Genomic DNA, 16,733 nt, shown 5'->3' with positions numbered 1-16,733 from the left:
TGTGTTGAACAGTGCACCCTGCGCTGTGGTAACGTCGTCCATTGGAAGGCCTTCTTTGTGTCCGAAAGTGCTGTGTCGTAACACCTTTCTAACACATCGAGGGCCTTCTTCTCTTTTGGCTCATGAATAATCCAGGCTAGGGGGCTTGCACAACGCCGTTGCCCACATCCACCTCGGCGCCAGTCGGACGGGCTTGGTCCTGCAGACGCTGCCACAGGGCCTGCGGGGAGAGAGTTGGCGATTGTTCTAGATGAAGGGCGGCAACGCCGGCCACATGGGGCGTCGCCATCGAGGTGCCCGATACGGCTCGATAGGTGCCGCCTAGCCAAGTGGAGCGAATTCCCACACCCGGCGCTGCGACGTTGACCTCGCCCACTGCGTCTCGCTGCCCACCACTGAAGTAGGCGACCTCGTCATCACCGTCCACAGCCGCTACCGCCATTACGGAGGCTGCTGCGGCGGGATTCTCCACGGCCGCCACCTCGTCCGGTCGGCTGCTCTCATTTCCGGTAGCGGCAATCAGCAGGGCACCGTGTTCCCGGTGCAGGGTTCGCCGCGCCAGATGCTCGTACATCGCGCTACCTGCATCGCCAGGTTCGCGCGAGGATCCAAGGCTCAGGGAGATGACGCGGGCCCCTTGGTGTAGTGCCCAGTGAATGCCATCGATGACCTGATCATCGTTGCCGAGCCCCGAGTCGCCGAGTACCTTGCCGATCAGCAGTTCTGCCCCGGGCGCGACGGCGAAGCGCTCACCGGCTGTGGGCACACGAGGCCCCGCGACCACGCCGGCGCAGTGCGTGCCGTGGCCGAGCCCATCTTGCACGGATTCCCCGGCCACGAAGGACACGGCGTTCTTGCCCTCTTGAAAGCGGCCTGCGAAATCGGGATGGCGCAGGTCGATTCCCGTATCGAGCAGGGCGATACGCACGGCCTCGCCCGAGAATCGATCGTAGTCTGCCGACATACCGATCAGTGATAGGGGATCTGCGCAAGGTGTGATGTCGTGGGTGGCTGGCGCGTGCGTCTCGTCCAGGTGGACAGGGACGCGTCGGCGCTCGTTACGAGCGACTAGCGCTACTTCGCGGGCATCTTCGCACGCCTTCACCTGATCCTCCGTGAAATGTCCACACAGCAGTCCGAGGGAGTGATAAAGGCGAGACACGTACTGGCCGCAGGCGGAGCCGAGGACGGACATTCCGGGCCGCGCGTGCGCGTGATCCCGAAGGTCGCTGATCCGAAGGCGCGCGGCCAGGGAGCGCTGCAGGTCGTCAGCCTCGTGCAGCAGCACGAGGTGTGAGGGAATGGGGACGTGTGCTCTCATGCGTTGCAGCCCTCGCGTCTCGCGCTGATGTCGCAGCACACCCTACGCGTTTGCCTCAGCGAAACGCGTGCCTAGTGCTCAAAGCTCGGCGAGAACTCCCCGGCAGATGCCGTTCCTGTTAGCCTGTCGCGCCTACTGGTCATTCGATCCATTCGTGCGGGGGAACTCCTGAACACGCCGTTGCAGACGCCCGCTGTGGACGATGGGTCACGAGACCGGCTACTCCAGCGCAACCTGCTTTGCCTGCTGCTGCTGCAGGCGATCTTCAGTGCTGGGTCCGTGGTGCTGGTAAGCGTGGGAGGAATCGTCGGCAGCCAGTTTGCGCCGTCGGGTCTGGCCACGCTGCCTGTGTCGTTGATGGTGCTCGGGACGGCGCTCACCACGGTGCCAGCGAGCATGCTGATGTCGCGCGTCGGGCGTCGTTGGGGCACGGCTGCTGCCTCGAGCTTGGCGGTGGTAAGTGCTCTGCTCGCGGCCGCCGCAGTAGAGGGCCAGCACTTCGTGCTGTTTTGCCTCGCCGCCGTGGGAATCGGCGCCACCATGACCTTCGGCCAGCAGCTGCGCTTCGCGGCGGCGGAATGTGTCTCGCCGGCACGTGCCGGTCACGCCGTGTCTTTCATTCTAATGGGTTCGATCGGCGGCGCGTTCCTCGGCAGTGAGCTCGTGGCGCGAGGGGCGGGCACTGACGGCAGCATGCCCTTTCGCAGTAGCTTCGTTGGGCTTGCCATCGCCCATGTCATCGCGCTTGTGCTCGTAGCACTCATGCAGCGCGTGGTGCCTCCTGTCCGGCAAGCGTCCTCACCGGACAGGGCGGACAACGGTGTTCGCCCCGTATTGGAGATGGTGCGCTCGCAAGGCTTTGCGCTGGCGGTGCTGGCGGCTGTGGTCGGGCAGGGGGTCATGACCTTTTTGATGACCGCCACTCCGATCGCGATGCACGTGGTGGATGGCCACGCCGTTGCCGATACGGCAGCCGTAGTGCGCGCTCATGTGATTGCCATGTACGCACCATCGCTGCTCTCCGCGGTGCTCATCGCGAGGCTAGGGGCACGTGGCTTGATGTGGGGCGGTACCCTGCTGTTGCTTACCTGCGTGTTGGCTGGGTTCGCCGGTCATGAGGTGATGCACTACTACCTGACCTTGGTGCTCTTGGGGGTGGGTTGGAACTTCCTGTTCGTGGGCGGCACTACGGCCCTGGTGGCAGCCTATCGCCCCGAGGAGAGATTTCGCGCGCAGGCGCTCAATGAATTCTGCGTATTTGGCACCGCCGCCCTGGCTAGCCTCTTGGCGGGCTCAACGGTGCTCGCCGTAGGTTGGGAGCGATTGTTGATGAGCGTACTGCCTGTGCTGGTATTGATGCTAAGCCTGTTGGCCATCGTGGGGCTGCAGGGGCGAGGGCGAGCCGCTTGAGGTGCAATACACTCGTGTCGCCTATCGAAGAAATTAGCTCAAAGCCTGCGCGCGATCAGAGCACACGGTAGCGCTGGCGCATGTTGCCCCCAGCCCTGTTACACGATCGACTGCGGGATCGCAGCGCGGCACCTCTGATCCTCGACGGCGGTCTTGCGACGGCACTCGAGCAAAAGGGTTTCGACCTTGCCGATCCCCTGTGGTCGGCCAAGTTGCTGATCGAGGCACCTGAGGCAATTCGCCAAGTGCACCATGAGTACCTGCACGCCGGAGCGGACTGCATCACTGCCGCCAGCTACCAGGCGAGCTTGCCGGGCTTTGCCGCCCGCGGGATCTCCTCTGTCCAAGGCCGCGAGCTGATCGTTCGCGCCGTAGAGTTGGCAGTGCAAGCGCGCGATGCGTTCTGGGCGCACGCGGCCAACCGTGTGGGTCGGGTGCGGCCGCTAGTCGCAGCGAGCGTTGGGCCCTATGGCGCCTACCTGGCCGATGGCTCCGAGTACACGGGCACCTACGCGGTAGCAGACCATGCGCTCTACGACTTTCACGCAGAGCGCTGGCATCTGCTCGCAGACAGCGGCGCCGATCTGCTCGCCTGTGAGACGATACCGGCGTCACGCGAAGTGGCTGTGTTGCTGTCCTTGTCGCGCGAGTCGCCCGGTGTGCCGCTCTGGATGAGCGTGTGCTGTGGGAGCGAGCAGACCCTGTGGGATGGCAGCTTCGTGTCCGATGTAGGGCGCTCGTGCGAGTTGCGGGAGGACGTGGTGGCGGTTGGGGTCAACTGCGTGAAGCCGCACCTCGTGCAGCCCTTGCTGCATCGTTTGCGTCAGGTCACGGCCAAGCCCCTCATCGCCTACCCGAATGCTGGCGAGGACTACGATGCCGCGTCTGGCTGCTGGCTACCCTCGCACGCGCCGGCGCACTGTGTTGGCCTAGCGAGGGCGTGGGTCGCGGCGGGGGCGCGAGCGATCGGGGGCTGCTGTCGAGTCGGCACTGAGCAGATTCATCAGCTGCGCGACTCCCTGCATCGCTAGATCGCCCGGTCCGGTGCTCGGAGGGTTGGCGCGGCGCGCACGGCTGGCGCGCCACTGGCTCGAGTGGCTTAGGTCAACGCATGCCATAGGCAGAGCCCAGCAGTGCCCATCATCACAAGCTGGGTGATGAGCGTACCGGCCACGCGTCCCCAGCCGACGCCGCCGACCATGCCTAACGCGTGCAGCACCCTAGCGATGACGAACGCCGCGCCGAGGAGGTGAATGCTGACGGGACCAACCCCCAGACCCACGAGCGCGAACAGGCCGATGAGCACCACAGGTACGTCTTCGACGGCATTGCCCTGAGCACGGATGGCGCGCAGCATGGGATCGCTGCCGCCGTCCCCCAGGTAGATCTTCTCGCGCATCCGCGTGAAGCCGCAGTTTCCCTTCAGATACACCATCAGCAGTAGCAGAAGGCCTGCGTAGAGCGTTGCCGCCTCGATGCTGGTCATTCGCACGTCTCCTTAAAGTCTCATCAAAGTCTCTTCATGGAATCCTATCGCTTTCGCGGTTCTGCGCGGCGCCTGTCAGGGGCAGGGGTACGCTACTGACGTGGTCCCTCTGCCCGACCGGTACCGGCGGCCGATTAGGTCTCATCTGCGCAGTTCTTTCCGCGGCGCACCGCGCCAGGCTGTTCGCGGCCACATTTGAGTCAATATGTCTCACGCCAAAAATGTGATCTAAATCATTGTGTTGCCGAAGATTCGGGCGACGAAAGATTGCGTCACAGTCGTTCAACGGCGGCGCTTTGAAATTCCGCACTACCCTGGGGCATCCTACGTCCCCCGATGTGTCGGACAACAATTGATACCAAAGGACACAGTGGCAGACATCAGCTCCTCAATCGGTACCTTCGTTCGGCGCATGCTGCGGCCGATCGTGAGTATCACCCTGCGCTCGGGCATCACTTTTCGGCAGTTTGCAGATCTTCTGCGCCTGTCCTACGTGGACGTGGCGATGAAGGAGTTCGGTATCGACGGGCGACCCACCAACATCTCGCGGGTCGCTATGCTGACTGGCCTGACGCGGCGCGATGCTAGCCGGCAACGGGACATCCTGGCGGGTGAGGAGCCGGTGACCGGCGATCGCGTGCACAGCGCTGCGCGCGTACTGATGGGGTGGCATACAGACAAGGCCTTCTTGGACGACGCTGGCGCCCCAGCGCTCTTGCCCATGGAGGGCGAACTCAGTTTCACCGGCCTGTACAAGCGGTACAGTGGGGCTGACATCCCCCTCACCGCAATGTTGAAGGAACTGTTGACCGTAGGTGCGGTCGAGCGTAGGGATGATGGAAGCCTGCGTGCGCTGACGCGTTACTTCCGGCCCGAAGCGACCGATCCGCACGCCATCGAGCGGGCCGGCCTGGTCCTGGCCGATCTCGGCGCTACGGTCCGTCACAACATTTATCGGGAGGATCCGGCGCAGAGCCGCTTTGAAGGCCGAGCCTGGAGCGCTACCGTGCCGCGCAAGCACGCGCCGGCCTTTCGCGCGTTCCTAGAGGAACGAGCACAAACATTCTTGGAAGACGTCGACGCCTGGTTAATCGCACACGAGGACGATGGGGATGCAAACGACGAGAGTGTGCGCATCGGTGCCGGTGCCTACGAAATCCATACGATCATTGACGAGCAACCCACGCAGGTTGCCTCGCAACCAGTACAACAAGAGCAATAGGTCAGATGGGCGGACCACACGACACGAATACACTGGAGAGATGCATGAATAACAAGGACGTTGCCATGCGTTGGTTGGCACTGCCCCTACTGCTCGCCATCGCGGCGTTGGCAGGGGCAGCGATCGACCGCGGAGGCGTGGCACGCGGCATCGTGGCCAATGGGCACATCCGGGATATCGGTACGCTGCGGGTGGCCGGTGTGGACTACGATGTGAGTCAGGCCAAGATAATCATCGATGGCGTACCCGGCGCCGCCTCGGAGCTCCGTCAGGGCCAGCTCGTGGAGTTACGCGACATCGTGTACCCGCAGATGAGCACGGGCCCTCAGACCTTGCCCACGGTTGGGGTTGTGACCTTCCGTGATGCTGTGCAGGGGCCGATCAGCAAGATCCGCATCAACGGCGATGGTACGGCGCAGCTCACGGTGCTAGGGCAGCTGATCACGGTGAACCAGCGCACCCGTATCTCGGCTGAGCTTGGCGGCAACGGGCGCTTCCAGTTGAACCAGCGAATCGAGGTCAGCGGTTACGCAGGCCTTAGCGGTCGGCTGCTCGCCACTCGCATCGATCCCGCGCCAGCCGGAGCTTTCGAGGTTACCGGTGAGATCGTGGCGGTTCGCGGCAATCATCTGGTCATCGGTGACCAGCTGGTGGACTTCTCTAACGCTGTCATCACCGGCTTCGGGCCGTTTCGCCCGCGTCGTGGTGACTGGGTGGAGGTGCGCGGCGTGCTGCAGCGTCCGGTGCTGCAGGCGATCGGCGTGAGCCGCGAAGACCGCGGCCTGCGCGGGGAGCCCCTGCAGGAAATCGACATCGAGGGTCTGGTGACCGAGGTAAAGACCCTGGTGGGTCGCTTCGAGGTGGACGGCACGCCCGTAGAGTTGACCGAGAAGACCGTGTTCATCGGCGGCACCTTCGACGATGTGATTCCCGGCCGCCTGATCGAGGTCGAAGGGGAGTACGACGAGTACGGTCGCCTGGTGCGCGCGCGCCACGTGCGCGTCGGTGAGCCTTCCAGCGTCGAAGACGACGGCAGCCTGCTCAGCAGATAGCGACATCGCCTCGGGCGCCGCGACGCAATTGCGCACGCGCGACGCCCGAGGCGCCTGCCCTCGGCTGCTCTAGACCTGTCATTGAGAGCAGATGTATCACCCGCACCCCCGAGCGCGATTATTCCCACCTGATGCTTGTCACCTCACAGCAGGTGCGCTCCAATCGATCACGCGAAGCTTTTCCGCCAGTCTCGCAAGAGAGCCTAGCTAACCGAATTACTCGCACGAGAGTGCGAGGACCTCGCTCGCAAACAAGCCAGGCCACAGGCTCCCAGAGCTTCGCAACTGAAGTGGTCCCTAGTATGGAGGTGAGGATCTCCCTGTCCTCACCTCCACTTTTTTCCACCACTTCGAGCTGTCCCGATCTTGCCTCACGACCCGCGCCCTTGGCGTAGGGCGGTCCTCCTGCCGTCGACTTCCACTAGCAAGCTGGCACGCACGATTTGCGCAAGCTGGTCACGCGATGGCGATGCGGGCTGGACTATACAGGTGCGATTGAGAGCAGAAGTAGCACCTGTCGCGGTGCACGCGATGACATCAGAAATTGCTTGTCAGCGCAGGGTTCGTGCGCTCAAATCAAACCCGCGAAGCTCCTCCGCCAATGTCTCGTAAGAGAGCCTAGCTAACCGAATTAATCGCATGAAAGTGCGAGGAAATCGCTCGCAAAGCTTGGTCATTAGCTCCCAAAAGGAGCTTCGTCATTGAAGTGGTCCCTAGTACTTGGGAGGCAAGGGTTCCCCGCCCTTGCCTCCACTTTTTCTCTCGATGCACCCTGGTATCACGGTGTCTTCAATGAGCCCCGGTACCGGCCGATGATCTCCTGCGGGAGTTTGAAGGTGCTTGGCGGAGGCTTGCAGTGGATGATCGGCGGCAAGGTGTCGATGGAGTCGAGCACTTCGATCGGTCGCTGCTGGCGGGCAGTGCAATCGGGGGAGACCTGAATCTCCACCTCGCCGTAGGCGTTGGTGTAGGACTCGGGAATGTCGCCTCCACGTCGCCTGCGCGCGGGAGCACGCATCAGCATTCTCGAGGCCCCGACACCCGCCTCCCCACGTGGCTCGGAGAAGTACGAAGGTTCTGCGCGCTGCCGAGTGGCGGCGCCGTAGGCGACCTCCCTGGCGGTGGCTTCCCAGTTCATTTCGGCGGACGCCCTTGGCACCCGCACCTTGGGCGTCGCGGGTGGTCTCGGGGGCGGGAGACGAGGGTGCGGGATTTGAAGTGCCTCGTGGCTGAGCGCTGACGTGGGCGGTATGCGCGGGCCGGTGTTGGCGATGGGGCCAGCAGGTGGCGGCGCAATGTCGGGGGCTGGGGGCGGCGCTCCTGCAACGGCCTGTCGCGTCGCCGATACCGGGTCGGTGGCCGGCCGGGCGCCTATCTGCAGTGTTGGATAGCGTCGGTGAGTTTCGGCTGGAATCGAAGCGTCGCGCAAAACCAACTTGATCATCGCGAGTAGCAGGGCTGCGGTGACGCAAGCCGCTCCTACGCAGGCCATAGCCAGGCGTGCGATCGCTTTGCGAGGTCCTCGCCTGCCCTTTGCGTGCATGTCTTTCGCGTTCCGTGCTGAACGATGGCCTCTCAGTACCTGCTCCGCTCACAGAGGCAGGCGTGGTCCGTGAGCGCTAGCAGGAATGGACCCGCTCGGGCAACGATGGTTCGAACGGGGCATTGGCGACTGAGCATGCTGCAGGGCGGCGCAGACAATTCTGCGCATCCTGCACTGCGCTGATCTGTGACTTCTGGCTGTAGACATCGCAATTGAGAGCAGATGTATCAGTTGTGATCCACAAGGGCTGGATGGCTAGCTGGTGCTTGTCAGCGCCTAGTGGTTGCGCTCCAATCACTCCCACGGAGCTTTTCTACAAGAAAGACACACGGCGCCTAGCTAACCGAATTACTTGCACGAAAGTGCGAGGACCTCGCTCGCAAACCAGCCAGGGCACCTGCTCCCAAGAGGAGCTTCGTACTGAAGTGGTCCCTAGTACGGAGGCAAGGGTCTCCCTGCCCTTGCCTCCGCTTTTTTCGCCCCTGTCGCCCGTTGGCGTCACCCCTCGGGGGCCTTAGCGGGCCGCCGCGCCTCTAGCACTTGCGCGGTACCAAGCCCCGGTCACGTATCCTTCGCGGATTCGCTGAGGATGGTCGCCTACGTCCACGCGAGCGACCTCGCGCGCTTGCGCGATGTCGATAACGGACATCTGATCTGTCCCGCTCCAGGAGACAAAGCAGTGCTCACCGGAGCGATCGGTCACCACCCAGTAGGGCTTCTCGCCCAGGCCGCTCAAAATCTGCGGCTCGAGCGAGGCAACATCGACCAGGGCCACGTAGTCGTCCATGGTGCCGGCGACGCACAGTGTTCGATCATCGCCGCTGATGGCGATTCCATGGTGAGCCGAATCGTTAATGTATTCGGTGCGCGCGGCGGTGGTGACCTTGGGGAGATCCGCCTTGCGTAGGATGCGGGCTTGCTCCAGATCGTACTCCACGAAGCCGTGCAGGAACGATAGCTGAAAGTAGAACAGGCGTTCGTCCGAGGTGTGTGCCATTGGACGAATCGAGGGGCTGACATCCGTCAGACCGAATGCATCGAGCTTCTCGCGCATGTCCACGCGTTCGAGTATCTCCATGCTGTCGGCGTCCACCACCTGGAAGCGCCGCTCTCCCTTGGCAAAGCCGCCGCCCAGCGAATCGAAGGGGGAGAACACGCGCCCGATGCTGGCGTGGAAGATGCGCTTGCCATCTTTAGAGAACACGTTTTCGTGTGGTGAGTCCCCGGTGGGAAAGCGACCGAACTCTTCGCCCGTCTGCACGTCGATCACATGCACCACGTTACCGGTGGATGCGGAGACGGCAACGCGACGGCCGTCCGGTGACAGAGCCATGTGATCGGCGCGCACGCCATCCACTTCGAAGCGCCAGTCGATGCGACCGGAGTTGATGTCGATTGCCACCACGTCCGCGAAACTCGGGCGCGACACGATCAGTCGTCGCCCGTCCAAGGTGCTGTACATGTCGTCGACGTACTGATCGTTGCCCTCGCCGATCAGATGGCGAATGCCGAAGAACAGCATGCGATCGAAGAAATCCTCCCTGATCGCGTTTAGGCGCTCGCGCTTGTCGGGTATGCCATTGATCGTGCCGAGCACGGTGTAGTCCAGGGCATCGATGACCGTGATTGAGCCCTGCCAGTTGTTGCCGACGAAGATGACCGCTCGCGGGCTAGCGCCTTCGGCGGTGCCGCTCGCAATGCTCACCGTGGCGGCGGGTGGTGGCTCACGCAGGGTCTGCTGGATAGCCCCCAGCGCACTGAACTGCAGCGCGCCGACGGTGACCACGAGGGTCAGGAGCAATATGAGGAACGCACCCAGAAAGAGCCGTTTGAGCATTTCGACTGTCCGCTTGATGGCCGAAGGGGCGTGCATCATAGCGCACGGCCCTCGCCGAACCGAGTTGCCCAAGCAGCGGATAGGGCCTGCTGCTAGCCGCGTGCTACTGGTCTTGAGCTGGCCTCGCAGATGGCAAGGCGCCACTGCGGGCCAGCATCACATCCAGCATCGCCTCATCGATAGCCCAGGTCCACATCGTGTTGCGCGGGCGACCGGCGTCCGCAGCCAGAGCGAATACACGGCCCTGGCTGGTGAAGCGGGTCTTTGGCGTGGGCAGCGGGTCATCGTAGGCGACATCAGGGCTGACGATTGTCCAGCCGCCGTCGCGTAGCGCCTGCACCAGGTCGTCGACGAACATTGCGGCCAGGTCGTTCTCGTGCAGCAACAGCACGTGCACGGGCGACTCGCCGAGCATCTGTACGGCGACAGCGTCGTAGTACTCGGCCGCGTAGGTCAGCATACGGACGTACAAGCGGCCGAAGGCCTCGTAGTCCACTGGATGGCCCTCCGCGAGGGCGTTTTGCAGGGCCTGGTCGAGGTACCAATCGTAGTTGTCTACGGTGACGTAGCCGTTCGTCAGCTGGCGTTGGCGCAGGCCCTCGGCAATCTGTGCGATACGCTTGGGCTCGCGGCCCTCGTCCAGGTATGGGAATCGGAACCAAGGGCGGTAGTTGGGTAGATCGCGGAGGTACTGCTCGGCCTTGTCGATGTCGGCCAAATACTTCGTCACCTCCGTGCGGTAAGCCCATGGATGGGAGTGCGTGTGGTTGGCGATGCGGTGGCCGGCGGTGGCGTAGCGTTCGAGGCGCTCGCGGCCGTCCGGCTCGCGCTCGATGCCGGCGGTGGTGGCGAAGAAGGCAACGGGGCCGGTCTGCGTGCTTGCCAACGCATCGATTAGGACACTCGCCCGCTCTTCACCCGAGAACACGAGCCCGTCAGCGCGGGGGGCGTCGTCGAAGGTCAACGCGATTCGCTTGTCGGCATGTGCGGCATTGGGCAGTTGGGCGAGGGTGCAGATGAGCAGGGCGAGGGTGAGGGGAGAGCGGCTAGGGGGCATGGGTGCTCCAAGGAGGCGGGTCTGCGGATCGAGTATGCGCCGGGTCGCCATTGCCCGCCATCGAGTGGCGCGAAGTACCATGACATCGACTTGGCGCCGCACGGGTGGACCTGCCCGATGAGGCGTAGAGCACATTCAAAGGGGAGACCGAAGATGAAGACATGGTTGTGCGTAGGATGGATGCTGTTGGTGAGCGCGGTGTTTGCGGCTCCCTCGTATGCAGACGATGCGGACGACATCAAGGCTACGCTGGTGGCCATGTGGGCCGCGCTGGAGCGCGGTGACGTCGACGCCTACGCGCAGCACGTGCATCCGGACTACACGCTCTTCGGCGAAGGTGACCTGTACCTGGCCGAGGGTAAGGCAGTCGAGTTGCGTGCAATGGCGGACTGGACCTCGCGCGCTACTCAGGTGCACACGCAGATGCACCACCCCGAGGTCACCGTGCGCGGCGATACGGCTTGGATCACCTACTACTGGACTGACGCGGGCGTGATCGGCGATCAACGGTTTACCAGCCGCGGCAAATCGACTCGCATCTTCGTGCGTGAGCGTGGCAAGTGGCTCTGCATCCACGGCCACTTCACCCAGGTGCCCTAGGCCCACTAGGTTGGCGGGGGATCGTCCGCTCGTCGCAGGGTTACGGTTTGCGAATCAGGATCGAACCAGATCTCTGCGGTACCCGCATCAAGCTGTGCGCGTACTTGGTCGCGCTTGGCCTCGAGCGTTCGCTCGTGCTCGCCGTAGTCCGTACCCTCGCGCAGGATGAAATCGTCGATCACGCCTAGGAGGGCGTCATCCGAAAGCAGTTGCGAATCGATCTTAATCACATTCGCATTTTACCAAGCTCTTGAGGTAGGTGGCACAGTTATCGCGTTTCAAAGGTGATAGGAATCGCAGAGAAAAATAGCGACGCTACTGATCTTCTCCACCTTGCGGCACTATGATCGCACTCCGCAGTTGTTTGTGGGGATCAACGGCGCAACCCCTGGAGAGCTACATGAGCGAGCGAGACGCACAGCGGGATCGTAGAGAAGTCATCAAGTTGCTCGGAACCGGCGCGGCCGCGCTTTCGGTTTTGGGCCTCATCGGGTGCGGCGGGGGCAGCAAGTCTGCTGGTGGTGGCGCCGCGAGCGAGGTCGCCGCAGACGCGGCGCGGGCAGTTGAGCAGGCGGCTGACGATGCTGCCACGATGGCGAACGACGCGGCTACAGCGGCGGAGCAGACTGCCAGCGATGCGGCGGCCGCCATCGAGCAAACTGCCAGCGGTGCGATGGATACGGCAGCGGACGTGGCTGACGATGCGATGGATGCCGCTGCGGACGCTGTCGACACGGTGGCAGACGAGGCTCAATCGGTGATAGACAAGGCCGAAGGTGCCCTGAACGACGCCATGGACGCTGCTGGAGAGCGTGTTGAAGACGCGAAGGATGCGGTCGGCGACATGGTTGACCATAACAAGGTGGACGAGAACAGCCCCCAGGCGAGGAGCCTCGGCTACAAGCACGACGCCACCACGGTTGATGCGGGCGCTTAGCCGCGTTCCGCCGTCGGCCAGCAGTGTACGAACTGCTAGCTCCGCCAGGGTGGCAGCGATCCGTGGGGCGCCTGTCCGATCTTCGCAGGGGGGCGCGTGAAGTCGACGGGGTGGTGCAGCGCCTACGCGGCCAAGGCCTAGGCGGGCCGTGCGGGCGAGGGGGTACGGCGTGTCGGCGTGGTGTCCTAGCGCTCAGCCCGTTTGCTGCGCATCACTGTGGCGCCTGCCGCTAAGGAAGTGCCGCTTTCTCCTCAAAGCCACAGTGCGACGGCGTGAACCCTGGGGGCAGCGCGTCCATCATAGGGCAGCGCCACGGGTGACGAACAGGATTCGACCACCCGGCGCCGTACCGGCAAGGACCGCAGGTGAGGAGAAGACCCCGTGCGATATTCACCGTTGCACGCGCTGATGCCGTTCGCGCTGCTGAGCGCTAGCCTCTGCTACGGGCCGGCGAGTGCTGAAGAGGCCTGTGCTGTCAGCACGGCCGGGTTTCCGGGTGATGGCTTCGTGGCCGATGTTCGCTACGATCGCCTCGATGAGGACCGCCTACGGCTCGCGATCGAGGTCGATGGCGTCGAGGGTCCGCACCGAGCCGAGCTCCTTTTGCACTACGGCGTGCCCGCGTCCTTTTCGGGGGCCGAGGGTGAGTCCGTGGATCGCGCGCCTTCGCTCACCAGCAGTTTGCGCTTGGAAGCGCCGGATGATGGGAAGTGGGTGGCCCAGATGGCCCTTTCCGCAGACTTCCCCCACCTCGCGTTCGTGCTCTCCTTGCACCAGATGACCGACCAGCGCATCCACTGTGCGGAGCGCTTTCTGGCGCGGGTGCTCGCGGGGAGCGTGCCGCCTAGTGGTGCTCGGGGACAGCTCGTGCGTTTTCATCCTCTGCACGCGCACTAGTGAATCTATTAGCTTAAGTGGACAGGTGATTTGCCTGTAGGCGACGCGCGCTCGCTAGTGGTCAGGTTGGTCCCGGGTCATGGCTGACTGAAGCTGTTGCACGGCTTCGATGATCGCTTCCTGCTCCACTTCTTGCACGAAGTGGATGCCCTCCCGGCTGATGATCTCACCGACGATGTTGCCCCCGTCCCATGCCTCGCGCACGTTATCTACTTGGGGGTAGATGAACGCATCGTTGCTGTCGATGCAGTAGCGAGCGCCGTCGCGGAAGCGGCACGTGCTTTCAAGCGGGCATGCAGGGTCGGCGTCGACGTCGCAGCGCAAGGCACCCCACATGCGATCGTCGTGACCCCACAGAAGATACATGGGGCGGTCGCTGAACTGGTTGCGCAGCGCGGCACGACTGCGTGCCAGCAGCGGGGCGCTCAGAAGGAGGTTCTGGGCGAAGACATTGGTTGGTGCCACGATCTCTGGGCTAAGGGGGAGCTCGGTATCGGGGTCGAGAAACGGTCCCCAGTACGCATCTCGCACGGCCATAAACTCCTCGCTTCCCACCTCGCCGTACAATGATCCCAGGCTGATGCCGACATCGCGAGGCATGCGACCGCTGCTCCTCCAGTCCTCCTGATTCACGATGTTGTCCGCAGAGAAGTCCACTCCCAGGTGGCTGACCCCTGGGTTAACGAAACTCATCGGTTGAAGGAAAGTGTTCATGATCAGAAAGGCGCCGTAGCGGTCCGGTGCGCCGGCCGCAGCGCTGATGCCTACAGGGGCGCCCCAGTCTTGCACTACGAGGATCACCTCGCGCAGATCGAGTGCCGTTACGAAGGCGGCAACAACTCCCGCATGATCGCGCGGGCGGTAGGCAAAGTCAGCTAGCGGCGGCTTGTCCGAGAGGCCGAAACCGTACAGGTCCGGCGCGACCACACGGTAGCCCGCATCGTGCAGGCCCTGGGCGATGTCGCGGTAGAGGTACGACCAGGTTGGGTTGCCGTGGAGCATCAGCACCGTGGCGAGCGAGTCGTCAGTCGCTTGCTCGTCGAAGTAGTGAACCGTGCCCTCGCTCAGGGTGATGCACTGGTGCGTGAAGGGATAGCTTACGGGGTCTACCGAGAACGCTGGCGTCCAGTCCGCGGGGCACGGCGCGGCGCGAAGGCCGGGGTTAAGGCCCAAGGCGAGCGCGGCCGTGCACAGGATGCTCATCAATTGGCGCGAGGTCATGTCAGCTCCTAGTCCGTGACGCGGGGCCGTAGCGCATGCTGGTCGATCCCGAGCCAGTATCCGATTCAGGCTAGCGCCATTTCAGCCGAAGGGGGGACGGCGCGCCAGACGCATCGCGACCGCCGGTGCGCCCAGCGGATCCAGCGCGACTTGTGCATTAGGGTTGGTCGAGTGCTTCGCGTAAGGGCCCGAGCCAAGGAGCGAAGGCGCGCCACTGCTCGGTGCTCTGCCTATCGATCGGCCGACGCACCTGCTCGGAGCTGGGCGTTCGGACCGCGCGGGCAGTCTCCCAGTACCGTAGGCACTGGGCCTCGAAGGGCAGCTCGCAAAAATCCAGAAGGCGGCGCACCTGCCCCTCGAGATCTTGCACCACCTCCTCGTGGCGTACGCGTAGCACCCTGCCGGGCAGCGCCTTATCCCAGTGCTCCATCAGGCGCTCGTAGTCGGCGTAGTAGCGGGCGACGTCGCGCAGGGAGTAGGAGAACTCCTGTCCTTCGGCGAACAGCTGCTTGAAGGCGCTGAAGCAGCAGGCCATCGCCTCGCGCCGCGCATCGATGATCTTGGCGTTTGGCAGCATCAGATGGATCAGGCCGATGTGGCGGAAGTTGTTCGGCATCTTATCGACGAACCGCGGGGCGCCGTGCCGATGGATCTGCGTCTGTTCGATGTACTGCTCGCCGAAGCGTGCACAGTCGTGCGCACTCAGGTCGGTGAGGATCGCGGGGTAGGCGCCGGCGACGGCCGATTCGTCGCCTGCGCCCTCGGGACGGGGCCGGCGGCGCAACTGCTGGGAGAGTGTCAGGACGTTCGGGAGCTCCAGGGTGCCGTCCACCTGGCTATGGGATGAGAGGATCTGCTCTAGAAGGGTGGAGCCGGCGCGCGGCAGACCCACCACGAAGATCGGGTCTGCTGCGGGATGACCGTGGTGCGCACGGGCCTCGAAGAACGCCGGTGTGCATACCCTTTGCTGGGCCATGAGCTCGGCGTGCATGCGTTGCGCGTCGTAGCGACTCTGGCGACGCTTGATCTCATTGCCCTCGGCGTAGTGGGCGAAGCTGGCCTCGTAGGCGTTCCTGTCCTCCTGCGCCTTGCCCATGGCGAAGCACAGGTAGACCCGATCCTGGTGAGGAAGGTCGCGCGCAGCTAGCTGAGCCTCCATCTGGGCAAGTTGGGCCGATGTGAATCGATAGGTCTTCAGATTGGCGAGGGAGTACCACGCCTCGCCGTGGCGTGGCTGTGCATCCAGGGCGCGTCCGTAGGCACTCACCGCGTCGTCGTAGCGCCCGCAGGTCTTCAGGGCGTGGCCCTTGGAGGTAAGGGTGACCGGATCATCAGGCAGTTGGGCGAGGATTCGCTCGAACTGCGCCAAGGCCGTTTCGTAGTCACCACGCTGCATGGACTCCACCGCGAAGATGGACTGGAACTGCACGTTCTGCGGATCGCGTTCTAGGAGGGCTCGCGCCTGGGTTTGGGCCTTCTGGAATTGCTGGCGCTTGCGCAGGGCAGTGATGTAGTCGATCTGGGCCGGGATGTGGTCTGGGCGCAAGGCCACGGCGCTTTCCAGGAGGAACTCCGCGTCGTCGAGTACACCCAGCTGCATGGCGATCTGTGCGAGCAGGCGCATCCCCTCAACGTGGCGCGGGGCGCGGCGCAGAAACGAGCGGCAGCGCTCTTCGGCTTGCAGTAAGCGACCCTGGGCGATGAGCTCGTGAACGGCCAACAGAGGCTTTGGTAGCTGCTCGAGCTGCCGCCGTTGCGCCGCCACCTTTCGGGCACGATCGGACTGCTGAGTGGCGAGCAGAAGCCCCTCGAGGGCGCGCCAGCTGGCGAGGAGCGCTGGATTGTGGCGACAGGCAGCAGCGTAGGAGTCGATCGCGGCTTCGTGGCGACCGATCGCTTTCATCAGGTGGCCGCGCTCCTGATGGGCGCGGCCGTTTTGCGGTTCAATCTCGAACAGGCCTGCCAGCGTCTCGTGGGCAGCCTCGTGCTCACCCTGGTAGCGCTGTACCACCGCGAGTAGGTAGAGCGCCTCGACGTCGCGGTCTGCGTCGCTGAGCCTCTCCTCGAGGGCGCTGCGTGCGGGCCCGAGTTGGCCGGACCGCATCAGCGCTTGCACCTGTGCCGTTAGCGACGGCTCAGCGTTCGCCACG

The 16,733-nt window shown here is 63.8% G+C and carries 15 protein-coding genes; 7 read left to right on the top strand and 8 right to left on the bottom strand.

The window, feature by feature from the left end; genetic code table 11:
* Window positions 1-136: 136 nt before the first annotated feature.
* Complete coding sequence (locus tag AAGA68_13515) at window positions 137-1,321, bottom strand: S8 family serine peptidase (protein ID MEM9386078.1); 1,185 nt, start codon at window positions 1,319-1,321, stop codon at window positions 137-139.
* A 180-nt stretch (window positions 1,322-1,501) separates the two neighbouring features.
* Here AAGA68_13515 and AAGA68_13510 point away from each other — a divergent pair, with 180 nt between their 5' ends.
* Both AAGA68_13510 and mmuM read left to right on the top strand, forming a co-directional pair.
* The gene (locus AAGA68_13510; GenBank protein ID MEM9386077.1) at window positions 1,502-2,731 is read left to right on the top strand and encodes an MFS transporter; all 1,230 of its coding nucleotides are present in this window, start codon (window positions 1,502-1,504) and stop codon (window positions 2,729-2,731) included.
* Window positions 2,732-2,811: 80 nt separating this feature from the next.
* Window positions 2,812-3,762 (top strand): homocysteine S-methyltransferase, encoded by a 951-nt coding sequence (gene mmuM, locus AAGA68_13505; protein MEM9386076.1) that lies wholly within the window; start codon window positions 2,812-2,814, stop codon window positions 3,760-3,762.
* 68 nt (window positions 3,763-3,830) lie between these two features.
* On the opposite strand, the gene AAGA68_13500 is transcribed toward mmuM, so the two are convergent.
* Entirely contained in the window at window positions 3,831-4,217 is a 387-nt protein-coding gene (locus AAGA68_13500) for an MAPEG family protein (protein ID MEM9386075.1), read from the bottom strand.
* Window positions 4,218-4,587: 370 nt separating this feature from the next.
* Between AAGA68_13500 and AAGA68_13495 the strand changes: the two genes are divergently transcribed.
* Together AAGA68_13495 and AAGA68_13490 are read left to right on the top strand one after the other, a co-directional pair.
* The gene (locus AAGA68_13495; protein MEM9386074.1) at window positions 4,588-5,439 is read left to right on the top strand and encodes a DUF6502 family protein; all 852 of its coding nucleotides are present in this window, start codon (window positions 4,588-4,590) and stop codon (window positions 5,437-5,439) included.
* Between the two features lie 44 nt (window positions 5,440-5,483).
* A complete protein-coding gene (locus AAGA68_13490) occupies window positions 5,484-6,491 on the top strand; it encodes a DUF5666 domain-containing protein (GenBank protein MEM9386073.1) in 1,008 nt (335 codons plus the stop codon).
* A gap of 778 nt (window positions 6,492-7,269) precedes the next feature.
* Here AAGA68_13490 and AAGA68_13485 read toward each other — a convergent pair.
* The 3 genes from AAGA68_13485 to AAGA68_13475 all read right to left on the bottom strand — a co-directional run bounded on the left by AAGA68_13485 (window position 7,270) and on the right by AAGA68_13475 (window position 10,928).
* A complete protein-coding gene (locus AAGA68_13485) occupies window positions 7,270-7,629 on the bottom strand; it encodes a hypothetical protein (protein MEM9386072.1) in 360 nt (119 codons plus the stop codon).
* Between the two features lie 919 nt (window positions 7,630-8,548).
* Window positions 8,549-9,871 (bottom strand): serine/threonine protein kinase, encoded by a 1,323-nt coding sequence (locus AAGA68_13480; protein ID MEM9386071.1) that lies wholly within the window; start codon window positions 9,869-9,871, stop codon window positions 8,549-8,551.
* A gap of 103 nt (window positions 9,872-9,974) precedes the next feature.
* Entirely contained in the window at window positions 9,975-10,928 is a 954-nt protein-coding gene (locus tag AAGA68_13475; protein MEM9386070.1) for a polysaccharide deacetylase family protein, read from the bottom strand.
* 153 nt (window positions 10,929-11,081) lie between these two features.
* Between AAGA68_13475 and AAGA68_13470 the strand changes: the two genes are divergently transcribed.
* A complete protein-coding gene (locus AAGA68_13470; protein ID MEM9386069.1) occupies window positions 11,082-11,528 on the top strand; it encodes a DUF4440 domain-containing protein in 447 nt (148 codons plus the stop codon).
* Between the two features lie 5 nt (window positions 11,529-11,533).
* Here AAGA68_13470 and AAGA68_13465 read toward each other — a convergent pair whose 3' ends face one another.
* Window positions 11,534-11,758: a YheU family protein gene (locus tag AAGA68_13465; GenBank protein MEM9386068.1), complete on the bottom strand. Its 225-nt coding sequence runs from the start codon at window positions 11,756-11,758 to the stop codon at window positions 11,534-11,536.
* A 170-nt stretch (window positions 11,759-11,928) separates the two neighbouring features.
* Between AAGA68_13465 and AAGA68_13460 the strand changes: the two genes are divergently transcribed.
* Window positions 11,929-12,465: a hypothetical protein gene (locus AAGA68_13460; GenBank protein MEM9386067.1), complete on the top strand. Its 537-nt coding sequence runs from the start codon at window positions 11,929-11,931 to the stop codon at window positions 12,463-12,465.
* A 381-nt stretch (window positions 12,466-12,846) separates the two neighbouring features.
* Window positions 12,847-13,362: a hypothetical protein gene (locus tag AAGA68_13455; protein ID MEM9386066.1), complete on the top strand. Its 516-nt coding sequence runs from the start codon at window positions 12,847-12,849 to the stop codon at window positions 13,360-13,362.
* Window positions 13,363-13,416: 54 nt separating this feature from the next.
* Here the strand turns inward: AAGA68_13455 and AAGA68_13450 are convergent, their stop codons facing one another.
* Window positions 13,417-14,583, bottom strand: a complete 1,167-nt coding sequence (locus AAGA68_13450; GenBank protein MEM9386065.1) for an alpha/beta hydrolase — start codon at window positions 14,581-14,583, stop codon at window positions 13,417-13,419.
* 157 nt (window positions 14,584-14,740) lie between these two features.
* Window positions 14,741-16,732: a sulfotransferase gene (locus AAGA68_13445; GenBank protein ID MEM9386064.1), complete on the bottom strand. Its 1,992-nt coding sequence runs from the start codon at window positions 16,730-16,732 to the stop codon at window positions 14,741-14,743.
* Window position 16,733: the final 1 nt, after the last annotated feature.

The organism is Pseudomonadota bacterium (assembly GCA_039193195.1).
GTDB lineage: Bacteria > Pseudomonadota > Gammaproteobacteria > Steroidobacterales > JBCBZW01 > JBCBZW01.
The sequence above is the reverse complement of the archived record's forward strand: the minus strand, read 5'-3'. Positions and strand labels throughout refer to the sequence as shown.

Bases quoted from the DNA above. Each gene is read 5' to 3' on its own strand.
- AAGA68_13515 (MEM9386078.1), bottom strand. From the start codon at position 1,321: ATGAGAGCACACGTCCCCATTCCCTCACACCTCGTGCTGCTGCACGAG.
- mmuM (MEM9386076.1), top strand. From the start codon at position 2,812: ATGTTGCCCCCAGCCCTGTTACACGATCGACTGCGGGATCGCAGCGCG.
- AAGA68_13500 (MEM9386075.1), bottom strand. From the start codon at position 4,217: ATGACCAGCATCGAGGCGGCAACGCTCTACGCAGGCCTTCTGCTACTG.
- AAGA68_13490 (MEM9386073.1), top strand. From the start codon at position 5,484: ATGAATAACAAGGACGTTGCCATGCGTTGGTTGGCACTGCCCCTACTG.
- AAGA68_13485 (MEM9386072.1), bottom strand. From the start codon at position 7,629: ATGAACTGGGAAGCCACCGCCAGGGAGGTCGCCTACGGCGCCGCCACT.
- AAGA68_13480 (MEM9386071.1), bottom strand. From the start codon at position 9,871: ATGCTCAAACGGCTCTTTCTGGGTGCGTTCCTCATATTGCTCCTGACC.
- AAGA68_13475 (MEM9386070.1), bottom strand. From the start codon at position 10,928: ATGCCCCCTAGCCGCTCTCCCCTCACCCTCGCCCTGCTCATCTGCACC.
- AAGA68_13470 (MEM9386069.1), top strand. From the start codon at position 11,082: ATGAAGACATGGTTGTGCGTAGGATGGATGCTGTTGGTGAGCGCGGTG.
- AAGA68_13460 (MEM9386067.1), top strand. From the start codon at position 11,929: ATGAGCGAGCGAGACGCACAGCGGGATCGTAGAGAAGTCATCAAGTTG.
- AAGA68_13450 (MEM9386065.1), bottom strand. From the start codon at position 14,583: ATGACCTCGCGCCAATTGATGAGCATCCTGTGCACGGCCGCGCTCGCC.